The organism is Novosphingobium oxfordense (assembly GCF_044029435.1).
Classification (GTDB): domain Bacteria; phylum Pseudomonadota; class Alphaproteobacteria; order Sphingomonadales; family Sphingomonadaceae; genus Novosphingobium.
Genome location: NZ_CP147008.1, coordinates 2314684 through 2333177, shown reverse-complemented (window position 1 = coordinate 2333177; position 18494 = coordinate 2314684). Strand labels below are relative to the sequence as shown.

Here is an 18494-nt window from a genome sequence, read left to right as displayed (position 1 = left end):
CGAAGGAGAGATTCCTTCGATCAGGGCTCGGCCGATTACAGGCCGGCGGGTGGGATCAGGCGCAGCAACAATGACAGCCGCCGCCGCCAGAGTGCCGCATCGCGTTGACGCCGTGGAAGCGTGCGTGCCATTTCGGTGATGTCCCGGCGTGCCAGACCGGTGCGTTCGCAGAGGAAGGGATGGCGCGGCGGATTGGCGAAATAGCTGTAGAACAGCGCGGCACGGTCCCGCCGCGTGGCCGGCTTGCCGCGATGGAACAGGCGGGCGGTGTCGCAGAACACGACGGTGCCGCGCGGCCCTTCGCAACTGTGGATGTCGCGGTCCAGGCGGGCGCCTAGCATGCGCTCCAGCGCGACATCATCCGCAAGGTCGTAATTGAAGCCGTCCCGGTCGCTCTGCGGCGTGCCGGGCCGTGCGATCTGCTGGAACGGGCCGCCTTCCGCATCGACATCGTGCAGGTAGACGGCCACTTTCAGCATCCGCCGGTCCTCCCAGTCGCGGTGCCATTTGCGCGTGGAGATCGCGCGGCCATCCGCCACCGTGTAGTTGATCGCCACCCCGTCGTAGGCGACGGGAAGGCCGATATAGGCTTCGGCAATGTCCAGCAGACGATCCTGCAGGCCCCAGCGGAAGATTTCCGGATTGCGGACGATATCGGCGGGCGGCACGATGATGAAATCCTTGCCGGCCCGGCACTGGGCATGGGCTTCACCGGCGAATGCTTCAGCCAGCGCGCCGGCCTGTTCAAGCAGTGCCTGCGATCCGGGCAGGCCGAGCCGGTCCAGCGTCGTCACGCAGACGCCCTGCTTGTCCAGCGTGTCGACAAGCGCGGCGTCGACGGCGGAAAGGCCGGGCACGGCGGGGCGATGGCGGTGCAGTGCCTCTTCATGGCGATTGCCCAGCCACAGGCGGACGTGGCGCTGGTTGCTCAGCTTCAGGGCGCTGCGCGCGGGGAGGTCGCGCAGCCAGCGCGCGGTCTGGTCGCGGGTCATCGTCCTGTCTCCGTCAAACCTTGCCCGGCCTTTCGGCCGGGCTCACTGTCTCGTTGGCCTGGCTGCCAGCGCTAGGGCTGCGCAGCGGTTGGCCCGTCGGGTTCGGAATCGCGGTCTTCCCGGTAGTAGTAGCCATAGGTGTTCTGGCTGCGCGGCTGGGAGATCGAGTTGTTGAGGATGGAGCCGACGATGGGCGTGGGGCTCAGCGCGCCGGCAACTTCGGCGATGTCGCGCTTGCGGCTGCGCGCTTCCTCCACCACCAGCAGCACCCCGTCGATCCCGCGCGCGATCAGGACGAGATCGTCGCTGACGAGGGCAGGCGGCGTATCGATGATGCAGATCGGCCCCGGACCATCCCCGCGGAGTTGCCGCAGGATCTGGCCCAGCGCGGGCGCGGCCAGCAGTGCCTCTGCATTGACGCGGGCCCGGCGGACGCGATGGACGACCAGGTCGAAACCCTCGATCGGGATGGCGGTATCGGCCCAATCGGCCTCTCCCGAAAGGCAATCGTCGACACCGGGTGTATCCGCCGGCAAACCCAGCCGGGCGCCAAGGCTGGGCTGACGCAAGTCGAGTTCCAGCAGGACGGTGGGATGGATGCGGCTTAAGGTCGCGGCAAGGTTGGCGGCCACGTGGGTTTTGCCGTTGCCGGCCTGAGCGGAGGTTATCGCGAAGACCCGCTGGTGCGTGACGACGGCGTGGTTCAGCAGCGCCGCGCGCAGCATGACGAAGGGATGGACGTGCTCGTTCATCACCCCGAACCCGACCACGTTCTGGCCTGCAAGCAGGGCTGGATCGAGCACCCAGGGCTTTTTCGATGCGCTTTCGCGATCGCTGGAAAGTTGCACCGGATCTTGGGCCGGATTTTGGGCCGGGGTCGCGGCGGCGGGAGAGGGATCGATGCCGGATTCGATTTTCATCAGGCTGCTCCTGCGGTATCGGGCGTGGTGCTGGCAGAGCCTGCGGCGTGCTGGCGGCCCAGCAGGCGTTGCAACCAATCGGGCACCCAGTCAGGCATCCGGGCAGGCGGGCCAGCGGTTCGGCCGCCGGGCGAAGGGTTCCCCAGCAATCGATCCAGCCAGCGGTCCAGCCAGGTTTCGGCGCGGATCGCCGGGATCACGCCCAGCGTCGGATACTGCGTCGTCCGCGTCAGGGTTTCCTCGCCATGGATCGTGCCGTTGATCAGTTCGAAGGCGAAGATCAGGAACAACCCCAGCGCAGCCCCACCAAGCAGCCCTGCCAGCAGCATCGGCAGCGGCTTGGATCCCAGCGGGGCCAGCGGCAGGCTTGGCTGGTCTACCACGGTGAAGCGTTCGCCCTTGTCCTCGGTCTGGAGGTTGGCGGCGACCTGGGCATCGAGCTGCTTTTCGCGCAGCGTGTCGTACTGCCGCTTGATATTGTCGTATTCGCGCTCGATCATGTTCAGCTGATAGGCGGCCTCGGGGGCCTGCGCGGCGCGCCGGTCAAGGTCCGTCATCGTCCGCACCAGTTCGGAGCGGCGGCCGGCGAGCATGTCGATCCGGTTGCGGCCGGCGGTGATTTCGGTCTGCACAAGGGTAGTGGAGGGTGCCGGGCGCTCGCTCATCAGCGCCTTCTGCCGTTCCACCTCTGCCTTGGCGGCAATCACGTCCGGAAAGACGTCTGAATGGATCGACTGGAGCTGCGCCAGGCGTGTTTCCGCCGTGCGCAGGCCATCGGAGCCGGGAGGGGGATTCTGCTCGGCATCCTGCTGGCGCGCCGCCAACAGACTGTTCTGCTGGATGATGCCCTGGGTTTCGGAATCGGTGCGCGAAATCTCGGCCCGCAGGGCGGAACTGGATTGCGAGCTAAGCGCCACATCGGTGGGAAGGGCCCCTGCATAGCGGGCCTCCACATCACGGCGGCGGTCTTCCAACTCGCTCAACTGCCGGCGCAGCTGTTCCGAGCTATGTTCCAGGAAGGCAGCGGTGCCGGTTGCCTGTTCGGTGCGGAAGCGCTTGTCTTCCACCAGGAACATGCGGGTGAGTTGCTCGGTCACGGCCTGCGCCTTGCGCGGATCGGAATACTTGTAGGAAAGGGTGAAGGCGATCGTGCTGCCGCCGTTGTGGCCCTGGTTGGCGCCGACCAGGTCAACGCCGATGTCCGATCGCATCAGGTCCAGCAGCGCGGGCGTATCCAGGCGGGTCCGCTGAGCGGGATAGAGTTCGTTGGTGCGGATCAGCCCGGCCAGACTGTCGCGGCTGACGATCTGCTGGCGGATCTTGGCGATCCGCTCATCGGCGATGTCGGTCAGCGGGGATGCGACCAGCGTGGTCGGGATCTGGGGGGAATCGATCAGCAGCGTCGCCGTGGACTGGTAGACCGGCTTGCGCATGGCGATCGCCACGCAGGCCACCAGCAGGCCCAGCACGACAGGCGCGATCATCCAGCGCCATCGGCGTCTGAGAATGGCCATGATTTCGCGCGGATAGATCCCGATCCCATCGGGATCGGCCACGGGCGGTGCGGGAGGCTTGATCGGTAGGGTCATGGGCGTGGTAGTCCGATTGTGACGCCGATCCGGAAGACGGTGGAATCGACGGTCTGGCCCGATACGTTGGTTCTGCGGCGGTATTCCGGCCCGGCAAACAGCGTGGTCTGCTGGTTCAGTCGGAAGTCGTAGCGCGCCGCGATCCGCATCGTGTCGATGGCGGGGCTGGGCGCGGGTTGGGGAGAGCGGCGATAGTCCGCGCTGGCGGTCAAGGTGCCCCGCGGGCTGCTGCGCCAGCTGAACGTGGCGCCATAGGCGGTTTCGCGCTGGATGCCGTTATAGGCGCTGACGACGGGCTGGATCGATGCGGTGACGCAGGCGCTGATGCGGCCGGGGTCATGGCAGAGGCTGGCATTGCCGGCGAATTGTATCCCGCCGCTTTGCCGTGCGCCCAAAGTGTCCAGCTGCGAGGTGCGGGTCACGCCGACCTGCGCCTGCAGCCGCCATGCATGGACGATCCGCCGCTCCGCGGTGAAATAGGCCGACCAGGCGCGCGGATCGCCGCCCGCCCGGGATCGCGACCATGTCATCATGCCCAGCAGGCCCAGCGTGGTCAGCGCGTCGATCTGCCGCCTGGCGTTGAGCGAGAGATCGACGGCAGTGGTCCGTTCCAGCAGCGAGGAGCCTTGCGGGTCCAGCTGCCGCCAGCCCAACTGGCCGCTGATCGTGGACAGCGCGTTAGGGTTCCAGGTAACCGTTTGCCTGAGCGCGTAATTGTTCTGAAGAGTGAGCGGATCGATGGCGGAATCGATGCTGTCGGCTGTGGCTTCGGCGGGCAGCACCCGTTCGAACGAGGCTTCGCTCTGGAACGACAGATACTCGTTGTGCCGGTGATCGAGTGCCAGCGCCGCCCGGCCGGTGACGAAATTGCCGTATCTGCGGCTGTACTGGCGGAAGGCCACGTTCCCTTCCGCGCCAAGCTTGGTGCCGGGGGAAAGCTGCCAGTCCTTGCCGGCGCGCAGCCCCACCTCGACACCGCCGGTGACGGCATCGTCATCCGTTACGAGCAGCGGATTGCGGCCCGCGAAGATGGTCATGTCGATCTCGATCGGGGTGTGGGTTTGCGGCTGTGTCTGGGGCTGGTCGAGAGTTTGAGCCGCGGCCCGCCCGGGAATGGCCATGGTGATGGCCAGTGCGATGGCGATTGCGGCCGTATCCGTGCCCGAATCCCTGCTGGCGCCCCTGCCGGCGTCCCTGCCCGCGCCTTTTCCTGTGCCCACGCCTGTGATCGATCCATGCCGATGCCTCTTCACGGAATGACGAGAACGTCGCCGCTCGAAAGTGTCGGCAGGGGCTTGTCGAGAGTGCCGGCCTCGAGTGCGCGCCGCCCTTTCAGCAGCTTGTTGAGCGCGACGGGTTCCACAACCTCGCCATGCGGGGTCTGGCGCAGGATCACCGCGTTGCGAACGTCGGCGAAGTCCGCCGTGCCGCCTGCCATGCTCAGCGCCTGAAGAATGCTGGGCGCGGTGCCGCTGGTGAAGCTGCCGGGGGTGCGGACCTTGCCCACGACATAGAAGCGCATGCCGGTCGCCTCACGCACCGATACGGTGACGTCCGGCACGGCGCCGCGATAGTTGAGCGAGATGCGCTCCCGGATTTCGGCGGCAATGTCGGAAACGTTGCGGCCGCTGGCGCGGATCGTCCCAGCGAGCGGGAAAGCGAACGTGCCGTCCGGCTGGACCAGCACGGCGCGCTGCATCCGTTCCTCTCCCCAGACGAAGACGTCCAGCTCGTCGCCAGAGTTGACGGTGTAGCGCGGGCCGTTGGTCGCCGTGAGCGGGGCGGGAACCGATGCACCTGCCGCCGCGGTTTCGGCGATGGGGCCGGTCACGGCAGCGGGCGCCTGTCTCGGCTGGGCCCAGGCACTAGTGCCCAGGGTCGCAGCGGAGGCGATGAGGGTTGCGGCTGCAATGCACCGCGCAGCTTGAAGCGAGCGGTGCCGCGAGCGGCGATGAGTTCTGTTGGGATCGCTGGCGAAAGGCACTGTATCCTCCTTGTCCGGGGCTTCTCCAAGACTTGCGGGCAAGGCCTTCCGGATCATGGGTTAAACCTTAACGGTTTGGGAAAAGCCGCGAAATCGTACGATTGGGGTGCAGTCTTCCCCCCTCGGAGAAATCGCAAGAACCGGGGGGCAGGTCTTGTGACGAACGGGCCACGGGCATGGCACCGAGCAGGAATTCCATAAGATCCCGGTCCGAATATTCCGTATCAATTTTCCATGGGAATTTCCTGTAGGCGCGATGCGGAGCGCAGTTGCGTGAGCAGATCGGCGGGCGCCCACGCGTCATACTGCGCGCGGGAGGTGATGTACGCCCATGTACAGGACCCAGCATGACTTCGACGCGCAGGCCTTGGCGGCCCATCCGGGGATCAACTCCGCGATAGCCGCCGCCCTTGCGAGGGATACCGATCAGGCCGGCTTCGATAAGGCCGGAGGGACGGGGGATTCGGTGGAATTCCTCGAACTCGCCTTTACGCCGATCGGTATGGAGGCCGTGCTCGATGCGGTGCGGGGCAGGTCGCCGTCGGAACGCTTCACCTATGTGGTGACGCCGAATGTCGACCATGTCGTCCGCCTGCAGTATCGTCGCTCCGATCTCTGGCCGGCCTATCGCGGGGCCTGGATGACGCTGTGCGACAGCCGCATCCTGGCGCGACTGGCCCGCACGGTAGGGCGAGACCTTCCCGTGGTTCCCGGCAGCGACCTGACCGCCGCCCTGTTCGATCGGGGCATTGCGAACGAAGGGCCGATCGCCATCCTGGGCGGCAGCAGCGCCAAGGTAGAGGAAATCAGGCGGCGCTACGGCCTGACAGACGTTCGCCACTACAATCCGCCGATGGGCTTCGTTCGCGACCCGCGCGAGCTGGCGCGGGCGGTACGGTTCCTGGTCGACGCCAAGGCGCGCTACAGCTTCCTGGCGGTCGGTTCTCCCAATCAGGAGATCGTCGCACGCCGCGTCGCCAAGGCGCGCGGCGCCTGCGGGGTTGGCTTCTGCGTCGGCGCCAGCCTTGATTTCCTGACCGGCGAACAGCGCCGCGCCCCCCTGGTTGTCCAGCAAATGGCGCTTGAATGGCTCTATCGGCTCTGTTCCGATCCGCAGCGGCTTTGGCAGCGCTACCTGATCGAAGGACCGCAGATATTCCGGATACATCGGACCTGGCGCCGCAATGCCTCACCCGTAAAAGCGGCGCAGGGAGGCGCATCGCTGATATGACCGGCCATCCCGAGGGCGCCGTACCCGGCCATTTCCGCCTCCGGCTGCACCAATCGGCATCGGCGCACCGCCCATGAACCGCGGCGCAGCACTGATCGGTCTGCTGGCCATCGCCGCGGCCTATTTCGTCATCCGTCCGGCAGCTTACGCCGCGGTCGTCAGTTCCGCGGGCGTACTGCTGTTCCTCTCCTGCCTGAAGGCGGAATATCGGCGCGATATGGAGGGGCGTGCGCTTTTCGCCGTCGTCGCGATGCCCCTGATCGCCTGGTCGCTGCCCAATATCTGGCTGCTCTACATCGTGATGGGCTTCTGGGTGCCGCTGCTGGCGGGACGCCGCGAACGGCTGGTCGGCGTCTATCTGTTCACCCTCCTTCTGCTGCCGCCGCTGGACATCGCGGTCACCATCGGGTCACTGCGACTTTTCGAGTTGGGCGTGCTCAAGGCACTCGGGCTAGGGGCGGCGTTCGCGATCTGGCGAAGTTCGGGCCGCCGATCCGTGCCGCTGGCGTGCGACGGTTGGGTCGCGGCGATGCTGATGGTGTTCTGCTTCGCCTGGTCCCGCGATACGGCGGTGACCAACTATTTCCGGAACGGCATCAACATCGCGTTGAGTCTGGGACTGCCCTATTACATCCTCAGTCGCGGCGTGCGCAGCATGGACGAACTGCGCACCGCGATGCGCTGGTTTGCCTGCGGGGGCATGGCTCTCTCCACCGAACTGATCTTCGAGACGGTGCGGGTCTGGCCGATCTACAACCAGTTGTACGATCTCTATGGCGTCCCGATCAACCTGTTGATCCACACGCGCGGGGGACTTCTGCGCCCCGGCGGCCCGTTCCTGGAAGCCACTTCTGTGGCGATGGTACTGGCGATGTGTCTGACTGCGATGCTGCTGCTGCGCCGCGATTTCCGGTCGAACCTTCATCACATGGCCCTGCTGGTGGTGAACTTCATCGGCCTGAGCGTGCCGCAATCGCGCGGGGCCTGGATCGGGTTCTTCCTTTCGCTTGCCGCGACCGAGCTATTCCGCAAGCGCTACAGGGCACTGTTGACCAAAGTGGTGATGATCGGCTGCAGCGTCGCACTTGTATTTGCCGTCGCGCACAGTTCGGTCACCTTGCAGGATTCCCTGGGTCTTTCGGGCGGTTCCAAGGAAACCAGCGACTATCGCCGCAGGCTGTTCACGCGCGGCCAGGAAGAATTCTGGCACAGCCCGATCATCGGCTTTTCGACCCCTGAGCTGGAATGGCGACTTGCCGACATGCGGCAGGGGGAAGGCATCATCGATCTCGTCAATACCTATCTCTGGATCGCACTGGTCTCGGGAGCGACGGGGCTTAGCGTGTTCTTCTGCCTGTTCGGCAACACGATGCGGCGACTGTGGCGGATGCGCCGCCGGCTGACCGACCCATCGGCCCTGGACAGTGCCGCGTTCGCGTTCGGTTGCCTGGTCATGCAGGCGGAGATGCTGTTCTTCACATCGTTCGGCGACCGGCCGGCCATCCTGCTGTTCGGTGTGTTCGGTTTCGCGGCCGCACTGTTTACTGCCGCGCGCGTTCCGGCGGTGGCGCCCGCCATGCCTTCCTTGCCGTCGTTGCCGTCAGCACCGCCTCTTGCGACACTGCCGCAGGCACCGAAACTGGCCTGGGCGGCCGGAGAGTAACGGGCAAGTCCATTTCCATCGTCGGTGCCTGCCGTGTGCCCCGCCAGTGGCGGGGCACTTCGTTTCCGGTCAACCCGTTGCTCGGCAAAGCTTGATTTGTCGCGGGTGCCTGGGACTGCTCGTGGGCAGACGCGCACTTAAGGCGGGAGATCCCGGGATCGACGGTGCGGTGTTCGATGGATAGCGCTGCGAAATCGGCGCTTGGGGGCGGCTTCTCGGACGCTTCCTTAGAAGCTTCGCCCGAGTACCAGTTCGGCCAGCCTCGTCGCGGCCAGCCCGAGCAGGATGCCGACCGGGCCAACCGCCACGAACAGCAGTTCCTGCTTCAGGTCGAGCAGGCCGGCATGATGCATGCGGACCCACTTGAAGCCCATTGCCGGCAGTTCCATCAGGCCCACCGCCACGACCAGTCCGATCTGGCCGTACAGGAAATATCCGCTGGTTCCGGCAAGCAAGAGCCAGATCATCTTGGCAACGCTGGCCTGGAAGGTCGCGCTGACGCGGCCCGTGGCGGTCAGCGTCTCGTTCGCGGCGCTGGATGCCAGCGAGAACAGTGTCGAGATCGAGAGGATCTGGAGGTAGAGCGCGGCCGTGGCATAGCGATGGTCGTACAGCAGCCCGACGATCAGCCATGCGGAGCCGATGATGCCGCCGACGGCAAAGCTGTACAGCAGCGAAGGCAGGCGCCGACGCGCGTAGTACTCCCTCCGCAAATCAGGATGATCCTGATGAAAGAGCTGCGCATAGGCCGGAAACAGCACCCGGTCCGCGAAGGCGGTGGCGAATGCGAGCGGGGCGCCCGCCAGATTGCCGGCCAGAACGTAGAAGCCGAAATGATCGAGCGGCATGATCCGGGCGAAGGCCAGCTTGTCGCACTGCGAAATCAGCATGAAGATGATGCTCGATCCGGTGATGTAGCGGGCGAACGAAGACAGTTCGCGCACGATCTTCATGTCCACGTGCAGCCGGCGCACCGAATCCGGGAACATCGCGTAGCTCAACACGGATTTCACCACGCCGCTAGCCAGGATGCCGCAGAGGATCGCCCAGTAATTGCGCCATTCCCACGCTGCCGCCGAACTGACGATGATCTGCGTGACCTGCGCGATGATTTCCACGCTCGAAAGCCGCAGGATCAGCCGTCGCCGCAGCGCGCAGATCAGGCTGAGCGATGTTGTCGCGTCGATCACGAACGTCAGGCTGGACACGGCGATTAGCGGCGTCAGTTCCGGCTTGCCCAGCAGATGGGCGAGCGCGCCGGAAGAGGCGGCCAGCACCGCCGCCAGAAACAGCGAACGGACGACCGCGATCGTCCATACCGCATCCAGGAAGCGCGGGTTGTCACCTTCCTTATGCCGGACGATGAAGGCCTGGAAGCCGACGTCGGTAACCAGCGTGATGGTGAACTGGACGGAGGCGATCACGCCCGAGATGCCGAACACTTCCGGGACCAGCAGCCGGGTGAGGATCATGCTGCTGATCGCGCGCAACAGGTTGTTGGCGATGACCGATGCGACCACGATGTTCGTGTCGCGCAGCATCAGCTTGAACAAGCCCTCGAACGGTCCCTTGCGCGGGGGCGCGGGTTGCTGTTCGATCGCGGGGGCGGCGGTCTCTCCGCTGATCATCAGACGGCAGCCCGCAGCGTGGCCGCATAGCAATCGAGCAATTGGTTGCCGACCACTTCCACCGAAAAGGCCGTTGCGCAGCGGTCGTGCCCGGCGCTGGCCATGCGTGCGGTTTCCTGGGGATCGGCCAGCAGCCGTTCGATGGCCTGGGCCAGCGCCTCGGGCTGGGCGACCGGGGTCAGCAGGCCGGTTTCGCCGTGGATGATGATGTCCTCGCTGCCCGGCCAGTCGGTGGAGATCATCGGCGAGCCTGCGGCCATGCCTTCGAGCAGGGCATAGGGGAACACCTCGCAGCGGGAGGAAATCACGGTGACGTTGGCCTTGAGGCGCAGCGGGGCAATTTCCTCCGGCCTGAGCTGCCCGCGATAGTCGATCCGCTCACGCGTGCGCGGCGAGAGGTTGGCATGGACATAGGCTTCGAAGCCGATGGTTTCGCCCGTTCCGGTTGCGATGCCGATATCCGGTCCCACGAATGTCAGCCGTGCCGTTGGACGCGTTTCCAGCAATCGTTCGAAGGCGGCGAACAGGGTATCGGGCCCCTTGATGTGTTCGAACCGGCCGACTGCCAGGATATGGTCAGGTTCGCACGTATCGATCTGCCATTGCGGCCGTGCGGGATCGATGCGGATCGGATTGGCGATGACGATGGACGGCTTTGCCGGATCGCGCCGGCTCTCGACGCAAGTCGCGCTCAGTACGGCACCGTTCGGGGCGGTGACCATGCGCGCTGCGCGCACCGCATGGGCTTCGGCATTGCAACGCTCTCGGTTGGCGCGAAGTTGGGCCGGGTCGGTATCGTCCAGCGGCTTCAGGAAATAAGGGCCGTGCAGGCGGGTGACGACGGGCACGCCGGTCTTTTGCTGGACGATGCTGGACCAGCCGAAGCTATCCTCCATCTCGACGATGTCCAGCGGACGGATGCGGTGCGCGGCGGCGATGTCGCGGGCCAACTCGCGCCCCACGTCCGGCAGCGCGCCGGGTTGGCGGCCCAGCAGGCGGTCGATCCGCCACCGCACGTTCCTGCGCAGCCGGGCTGCGGGGGATGGCGCGGGCAGGGCGACCGGGGCGCTGTCGTCCGGATAGAGGTGATTGCCCGATATGATCGATACGCGGTGCCCTTCGGCAAGAAAGTGATCGCGTATCGCGGAGACATAGCTGACGATGCCATTGGCGCCTTTCGCCGGCGGCCAGTGAGGCGAGCAAAGTCCGATATGCACGGTCGGCAGTCCTCCATGGATCGACGCAACACGGATGTATTGAACCGGCACGAACACCGTCAATTATGAGAACTTCCAAGGAGTTTTCATGCCTGCTGCCCCTGCGGGGCGGATGTGGCTCCGTTCGATGCGCACGCGCCACTCTCTCCCGATCCCTGCGTAAAATCTATGGAGCGGAACGATCATGAGAACTTCCAAGGGAGTTTCACGCCTGCCGCGCGCCCCCTTGCACGATCTATCCTGAAAGGGCCGGCAGCAAGCCGGTGAACCTGCTCCGCGCGCGGGGCGAAGGCAGGAAGGCTGCGGGACTATGGCGTTTCTGGAGATGAGGGATCTGGGCGGTTACCACTGCTTCGATCACGATGCCTGCAAGGTCGCAGGTACCGCGATGGCGGCCGATTACCGCGGCAATCACCCGTTTCCGCATGCCGTGTTCGATGATTTCATCGACGGCAATCTTCTGCGCCGCGTGGCGGCCGAGTTTCCCGACAGCACCGGGCATGACTATTTCAACCGCGCGCAGGAACAGCTGAAGTTCCAGTTCCGCCCCGACCAGTGCGACGGCCCGGCCACGCGCATGCTGTTTGCCGAACTCAATTCGCGCGCATTCCTGGGATTCCTTTCGGCGCTGACCGGCATTCGCGGGCTGATCGCCGATCCCTACCACCTGGGCGCGGGCCTTCATGAGACACGCAGGGGAGGGCATCTCGGCATCCATGCCGACTTTCCCTTCCACGGCGGCATGAAAGTGGAGCGCCGGCTGAACCTGCTGATCTATCTCAACGAGGACTGGACGCCGGACTATGGCGGCGCGCTGGAACTGTGGGATCGCGGAATGAAGCGGGTGCAGCATTCGGTTCTGCCCGAATTCGGCCGCGCGGTGATCTTCAGCACCGATCGCGATACGTTCCATGGCCACCCCGAGCCGCTTGCCTGCCCGGACGGCCGATCGCGGCGGTCCATCGCGACTTACTATTACACCGCGTCCAAGATGGAAATTCCTGCCTTTGAGCGGAACACCGACTTTCGCGCGCGTCCCGGCACGGCAGACCGGATGGACTGGCGCGTGTGGCTGGAGAACCTCAAGTCGGACTGGATCCCGCCCGCGATCCAGCGCTGGCGCCGCCGCGAGCCACCCTTGCCTTCGAACGACCCCGCCCAAGACGCCCAGGCAGCGGAATGATCGCCGCGCTGGCATGGACGATGGCCCTGTGCATGGCGCTGCCCGCGCTAGTGCTGGCGATCGAATGTGCCGTTGGCGCTTGCCGCTCCCTGCCTGTGCCCGCCGATGAGCCTGCATCCCCCTGCATCGTGCTGATGCCCGCCCATGACGAGGCGCAGGGGATCGCCCTGGCCGTATCCAGCGTGCTCGCGCAGTTGCGGGCCGGGGACGAGCTTGTGGTGGTGGCGGACAATTGCACCGACGATACCGCCGCGATCGCCCGTTCGCTGGGTGCGACCGTGATCGAACGATCGGACAGCACGCTGCGCGGCAAGGGCTATGCTCTGGAGTACGGCCGGGCCTTCATCGAAAGGCAGCGCGCCGAAGCCGCATTCGCCGTCGTGATCGTGATCGACGCCGATTGCCTGCCGAAACCGGGTGCCATTTCCGCGCTGGCCGCCGCGACAGAGCGGAAGCAGGCCGTGGTGCAGGGAGCCTATTTGATGGAGCCTCCTGCGGATGCCGACGCGGTCGTGCGCGTGTCCTGCTTTGCCTTTCTCGTGAAGAACCTTGTCCGCCAGCTGGCGTTGGACTGGCTGGCCGGCGCGGCGCTGCTGCAGGGATCGGGCATGGCCTTTCCCCGCGCCGTCTTCGCAAGGATGCGGTGGTCCGCCGCCTCGCTGGTGGAGGATCTGGACATGGGCATGGACCTGCTGCTGGCCGGGCAGGCGGTTCGCTTCGAACCTGCCGCCGGGTTCGTCAGCGCGGCCAGTTCGGCGCGCGGCACGGCCGGCCAGCGTCGGCGGTGGGAGCACGGCATGCTCCAGAGCGCGCAGCGCTTCGTGCCACGGCTCATCGGGGCGGGGATCGCCGGTCGCCCACGCTTGCTGTTCGTCGCGCTGGACCTGCTGGTGCCGCCGACGGTTCTGCTGATCGTCCTGCTTCTGGCGGTGACGGCCGCGCTAGCGCTGATCGTGGGTCTTGAGGGGCCGACGCTGGCGCTGCTGGCCACGGGGCTGGCACTGGCGCTTTGCCTTGGCGCCGCGTGGTGGCGGCACGGCCGCGCGATGCTTCCGCTGGCCAGTATCGGGCGAATTCCCGGTTACGTGCTGTGGAAGCTGCCCCTGCTGCTGCAGTTCGTTACCCGGCGTGAGCGCAACTGGATCAGGACGGAACGGGGGCCTTGAACCGGAAGGCTTCAAGCATGCCGGTCCGGCCGCAGCTTGAGGCGGCAATCGTACCGTTCCCGACGATGACTTTTCGGTCCTGAAGAATTTCCCGACTAATTCCCGCGCCAATTCTGCCTGCGGGTACCACCACCATGAAATTCCGGACCGAGTTGATGAAATGGCCGCAACCTGCCGGAGCGGATAGGCTCATCGGGCAAGGAGGAAGTCCATGGGTGGGACTGCTGACGTGACTATCGATCCGCTTGGTGAACTTTCAGGCTTCAATCATGGCATGAACAGATCGCCATCGAAACGCACGATACTTGTAGGCAATGAGACGCTCTTGGCGGAATGTGGCGATCTGCTGCGGCAGAACGGCCACGAAATCGTCGCGGTTCTTGCCCTGCCGGTTTCACCTGCGGCGGACTGGGCGCGACGGGGGCGGATCCCGCTGTTCGCCGGCCAGCGTGAACTTCTTGCGGCAGGGGTGGGTCCGGTCGACTGGCTGTTCAGCATTTCCAACCTTTCCGTCCTTTCCGCAGACGTGCTGGCGCTGGCGTCGCGCGGCGCCGTGAATTTCCACGATGGTCCGCTGCCCGATCGCGCGGGCCTGAACACGCCGGTCTGGGCGCTGCTTGACGATGCGCGCGAACATGGCGTGACATGGCACCTGATGACGCGCGAAGTCGATCGCGGTGCGGTGCTCGCTGCCGAGCGGATTGCCATTGCAGAGGGCGAAACCGCGCTTTCACTCAACACCCGCTGCTTCGAGGCGGGCTTGCGCAGTTTCTCCGCGCTGGTCGCCGATCTGGACGGCGCGGTTGCGGCGGCGGTGCCGCAAGTGCAGGCGCCCTTGCGCATGTTCGGCCGGGCAGACCGCCCCGCCGGCGCCGCGACGATCGACTGGACGCAGCCCGCTGTCGATATCGCCAGACTGGTCGGCGCGCTGGACTTTGGCGGCTATGCCAACCCGATGGGCGCGCCCAAGGCGCTGGCTGGCGGGCGACTGCTTCTGGTCAAGGGCGTGAGCGTACTCGAAAGCTGCTCCGGCGCGGCCCCCGGAACGGTCCTGCAAGGCGGCGACAGGCCGGTTGTCGCGACCGGCGATCGCGATATCCGGATCGAGGGACTGGCGACGATCGATGGCGGCGCCGTGGAAGCGATCGATGCTTTCGCGATCCCGGCCTTCACCACGCTGTGCGCTGAACGGCGTGGCAGCCTGGACATGCTGGACGCAGCCGCCGGCCGGTTCGAGGGCTGGTGGCGCCGCCGCCTCCAGCAGCGCGAAAGCTTGCAGTTGCCGATGTTCCGCCCGCCTTCGGACGAGGGCGGCCCGGTCTGGAGCACCATCGACCTGCCGCTTCCCAACGGAGCAGGCGGTATCGATACGCTGGCCATGATGCTGGCCTGCCTTGCCCGCGTTGCGGACCGGGAGAGCGTGGAGATCGGCTATGGCGACGAAGTGGCCCGGTCCCGGCTGGAGGACGTGGCCGCCTGGTTCGCCGATGAAGTGCCGCTGAAGACCAGGATCGATTTCGCCGCGCCGCTTTCGGTACTGACGGCGGCGCTGGAGCGCGAAATCGCCGACCTTCACCGCCATGTCGCGGTGGCGCGCGACCTGATCGCCCGTAGCCCGGAATTGCGCGGCGGGGCCGGGTTCGCCCACCCTGTCAGCGTGCGCCTGGTGGACCGGCTGGGAGATACGACTCCCGGTGCGGGCTGCGTGCTGGGCATCGCAATCTGCGCGGCGCAGGGCGCATGGCGCTGGACTTTCGATGCCACTCGCTTCCTGCCCGACGAAGCGGAAGATCTGCAGCGCGGGTTCGAGGCGATGTGCGCCGCCATCGCTGCGGAGCCCGAACTGCTCATCGGCCGCGTTCCGCTACTGACTGAGGCGGAGCAAGGGCGCGTGATCGGAGACTGGAACGCCACCGGCGCGCCGGCGCCCTCCGCCGCGACGTGGCAAGAGCGTTTCGTGGCCCAGGCCGCGCTTACGCCCGATCGCGTGGCGGTGACGGCTTCCGGCGCCGCGCTCACGTATGGCGAGCTGGACGCGCTTTCCAACCGGATCGCCCGCGCCCTTGTCGCGCGGGGCGTGGGGCCGGAGGTCATCGTCGGCCTGCACCTTTCCCGCTCGGTCGAAATGCTGGCCTGCCTGATCGGCATCCACAAGGCGGGCGGCGGCTATGTGCCGCTCGATCCCTCCTACCCCCGTGACCGGCTTGCGCACATGGTCGCGGATTCGGGGATGTGGCTGATCCTCAGCGAGGCGGCGCTGGCGGGCGATCTTCAGAGCGGTGACGCCGAAATCCTTCGCATCGAAACGCTGCGCGAAAGCCTGTCCACGTTCTCCGCCGATCCCATCGAGCCAAGGGCATCGGGCGAAGACCTTGCCTACATGATCTACACTTCGGGTTCGACCGGATTGCCCAAGGGCGTGATGGTGGAGCATCGCAATCTGCTCAACTTCTTCGCCGGCATGGATGCGAAGCTGGAGCATGAGGGCACATGGCTTGCCGTCACCAGCCTCAGCTTCGATATCTCGGTGCTGGAACTGCTCTGGCCGCTGATGCACGGCTATCATGTCGTCATCGCCAACGAGCGGGAAGTGCGCGGAAACGTGCAGCCCGCAGCGGCGGCGCGGCAGGTGGGTTTCAGCCTGTTCTACTTCGCCAGTTCCAGCGCGGGTAGCGCGGCCGAGCAGTATCAGTTGCTGCTGGAAGGTGCCCGCTTCGCCGATACGCACGGCTTCGAGGCGGTCTGGACGCCGGAGCGTCACTTCCACGCGTTCGGCGGGCCTTATCCCAACCCCTCGGTCGCCGCGGCTGCCATCGCCGCCAGCACCTCTCGCGTGAAGATCCGCGCGGGCAGCGTGGTCGGCACCCTGCACCATCCCTTGCGCATTGCCGAGGAATGGGCGCTGGTCGACAACCTTTCGCAAGGGCGCGTAGGCATCGCCTTCGCATCGGGCTGGCAGCCGGACGACTTCGTGTTCAATCCGGGCGCCTTTGCCGACAAGGCAGGCACCTTGCGCCGCTGCATGGACGATGTGCGCGGCCTGTGGCGGGGAGAGGCGCGGTCCTATCCCGGTCCGCTGGGCCACGACGTGGAAGTGCGCACTTATCCGCGCCCGATCCAGCCTGAATTGCCGGTGTGGATCACCTCGGCCGGCAATGTGGCGACCTTCATCGAGGCGGGCCGCGTCGGCGCCAATGTCCTGACGCACCTGCTGGGCCAGTCCATCGAGGAAGTTTCCGAAAAGCTTTCCGCCTATCGCCAGGCCTGGCGCGAGGCCGGACATCCGGGAGAGGGGCATGCCACGCTGATGCTCCACACCTTCCTGGGCGAGGATGAAGCGACGGTGCGCGCCATCGTGCGCGAGCCCTTGCTGGAATACCTGCGCACGGCGACCAACCTGCTGCACCAGTATGCGTGGTCGTTCCCCGCCTTCAAGCGCCCGGACGGCGAGGTGGAGGCGATCAGCCTCGACACCCTGAGCGCCGAGGAAACCGACGCGCTGCTGGAACATGCGTTCGATCGCTACTTCGAAACCAGCGGGTTGTTCGGTACGCCGGAAGACAATCTGGACCTCATCGCCCGGCTTTCGGCCATCGGCGTGGACGAAGTGGGCTGCCTGATCGATTTCGGCGTGGCCACCGATACGGTGATCCGCCACCTGCCGGTGCTCGACCGGCTGCGTGCCCGCGTGCAGAACGCGCAGAGCGCGAACGATGCGCCGCTGCCTGAACTGATGCGCCGTCATGGCGTCACCCACCTCCAGTGCACGCCTTCGCTGCTGCAAGTGCTGGCGGGCGATCCCGATGCGAGGCCGGCGCTTGCCGCCCTGCGCCGCCTGATGGTGGGCGGAGAGGCGTTCCCGCCGCAGCTGGCGCAGGACATGGGCGGGTTGGTCCACGGCCGGGTCATGAACATGTATGGGCCGACCGAGACCACCGTGTGGTCCGCCGTCCATGTGCTGGAGCCGGGCGAGGCGGTACCGCCGCTGGGCCGCCCGCTCGACAACCAGCAGATCTATATTCTCGATCGCCGGCAGCAACCGGTCCGGCCGGGAACTCCCGGCGAACTGGTCATCGGCGGGGCCGGGGTGGTGCGTGGGTACCATGCCCGGTCCGACCTGACCGCAGAGCGCTTCGTGTCGCACCCCTTCCTTGCCGGACAGCGCGCCTACCGAACGGGAGACCTTGCCCGGCAGCGGGCCGACGGCACGCTGGAATTCCTGGGCCGACTGGATCACCAGGTGAAGATCCGCGGCTATCGCATCGAACTGGGAGAGATCGAGGCCGCGCTGACCGCGCATTCCGCCGTGGCGGAGGCCGTGGTGGTGGCCCGGCGCGAAGGCGCGGCAACGCGGCTGATCGCCTACCTGTCCCCCCGCGAAACGCAGATCGACGTGGATGGCCTGCGGGAACATCTGCGTGCCGGCCTGCCCGAATTCATGGTGCCAGGGCAGCTGGTGGTACTGGCCGCGCTGCCGCGCACGCCCAATGGCAAGATCGACCGCAACGCGTTGCCCGATCCCGCCAGCGCCCCCACGGTCGCAGAGCGTGTGGAGACGGCCGACTCCGCCCCCGCCAACGAGATCGAGGCGCAGATCACCGCCGTCTGGTGCGACCTTCTGAAATTGCCGCATGTCGGCCGGAACGAGAACTTCTTCGACATCGGCGGCCATTCGCTGCTGGCCATCCAGGCGCATCGCCGCCTTGCCGGGATCGCACCACGTCCGCTTGCGCTGACCGACGTGTTCCGGTTTCCGACCATCGCCGCACTGGGGGCCCATCTTCAGGCCGACGAGAGCGACTCTTCTGCCCTGCGTGAAATCAACGAGCGTGCCCAGGCCCGCCGCAACGCGCTGATGCGGCGCGGCACGGCGCGGGCGGGAACGCGCGTGGGTACGCCAATCGGGACGGGATTCTGACAT

Annotated in this window: 12 protein-coding genes; 5 read left to right on the top strand and 7 right to left on the bottom strand. The window is 66.2% G+C overall.

The window, feature by feature from the left end:
• Positions 1–35: 35 nt before the first annotated feature.
• The 5 genes from WBP07_RS32620 to WBP07_RS32600 all read right to left on the bottom strand — a co-directional run bounded on the left by WBP07_RS32620 (position 36) and on the right by WBP07_RS32600 (position 5332).
• Complete coding sequence (locus WBP07_RS32620; RefSeq protein WP_395397407.1) at positions 36–992, bottom strand: hypothetical protein; 957 nt, start codon at positions 990–992, stop codon at positions 36–38.
• 71 nt (positions 993–1063) lie between these two features.
• On the bottom strand, positions 1064–1912 hold the full coding sequence (locus tag WBP07_RS32615) for a tyrosine-protein kinase family protein (protein ID WP_395397406.1): 849 nt from the start codon (positions 1910–1912) through the stop codon (positions 1064–1066).
• A complete protein-coding gene (locus WBP07_RS32610) occupies positions 1912–3501 on the bottom strand; it encodes a GumC family protein (RefSeq protein WP_395397405.1) in 1590 nt (529 codons plus the stop codon). Before WBP07_RS32610 ends, WBP07_RS32615 begins: the two co-directional genes overlap by 1 nt.
• A complete protein-coding gene (locus WBP07_RS32605) occupies positions 3498–4721 on the bottom strand; it encodes a hypothetical protein (RefSeq protein WP_395397404.1) in 1224 nt (407 codons plus the stop codon). Before WBP07_RS32605 ends, WBP07_RS32610 begins: the two co-directional genes overlap by 4 nt.
• 29 nt (positions 4722–4750) lie before the next feature.
• Positions 4751–5332: a polysaccharide biosynthesis/export family protein gene (locus WBP07_RS32600; RefSeq protein ID WP_395397402.1), complete on the bottom strand. Its 582-nt coding sequence runs from the start codon at positions 5330–5332 to the stop codon at positions 4751–4753.
• Positions 5333–5816: 484 nt separating this feature from the next.
• On the opposite strand from WBP07_RS32600, the gene WBP07_RS32595 reads away from it, so the two are divergent.
• Both WBP07_RS32595 and WBP07_RS32590 read left to right on the top strand, forming a co-directional pair.
• Positions 5817–6716, top strand: a complete 900-nt coding sequence (locus WBP07_RS32595; RefSeq protein WP_395397400.1) for a WecB/TagA/CpsF family glycosyltransferase — start codon at positions 5817–5819, stop codon at positions 6714–6716.
• Between the two features lie 73 nt (positions 6717–6789).
• Positions 6790–8379 (top strand): O-antigen ligase family protein, encoded by a 1590-nt coding sequence (locus WBP07_RS32590; protein WP_395397399.1) that lies wholly within the window; start codon positions 6790–6792, stop codon positions 8377–8379.
• A gap of 227 nt (positions 8380–8606) precedes the next feature.
• Here WBP07_RS32590 and WBP07_RS32585 read toward each other — a convergent pair whose 3' ends face one another.
• Entirely contained in the window at positions 8607–10007 is a 1401-nt protein-coding gene (locus WBP07_RS32585; RefSeq protein ID WP_395397397.1) for an oligosaccharide flippase family protein, read from the bottom strand.
• Positions 10007–11224 (bottom strand): glycosyltransferase family 4 protein, encoded by a 1218-nt coding sequence (locus tag WBP07_RS32580; RefSeq protein WP_395397396.1) that lies wholly within the window; start codon positions 11222–11224, stop codon positions 10007–10009. The genes WBP07_RS32585 and WBP07_RS32580 overlap by 1 nt, the downstream gene beginning before the upstream one ends.
• Positions 11225–11534: 310 nt before the next feature.
• Between WBP07_RS32580 and WBP07_RS32575 the strand changes: the two genes are divergently transcribed.
• From WBP07_RS32575 to WBP07_RS32565, 3 genes are all read left to right on the top strand, one after another.
• A complete protein-coding gene (locus tag WBP07_RS32575; RefSeq protein WP_395397395.1) occupies positions 11535–12407 on the top strand; it encodes a 2OG-Fe(II) oxygenase in 873 nt (290 codons plus the stop codon).
• Positions 12404–13573 (top strand): glycosyltransferase family 2 protein, encoded by a 1170-nt coding sequence (locus WBP07_RS32570; RefSeq protein ID WP_395397394.1) that lies wholly within the window; start codon positions 12404–12406, stop codon positions 13571–13573. Before WBP07_RS32575 ends, WBP07_RS32570 begins: the two co-directional genes overlap by 4 nt.
• A gap of 211 nt (positions 13574–13784) precedes the next feature.
• Positions 13785–18491, top strand: coding sequence for a MupA/Atu3671 family FMN-dependent luciferase-like monooxygenase (locus WBP07_RS32565; RefSeq protein WP_395397393.1), 4707 nt, complete (start codon positions 13785–13787; stop codon positions 18489–18491).
• Positions 18492–18494 lie beyond the last annotated feature (3 nt).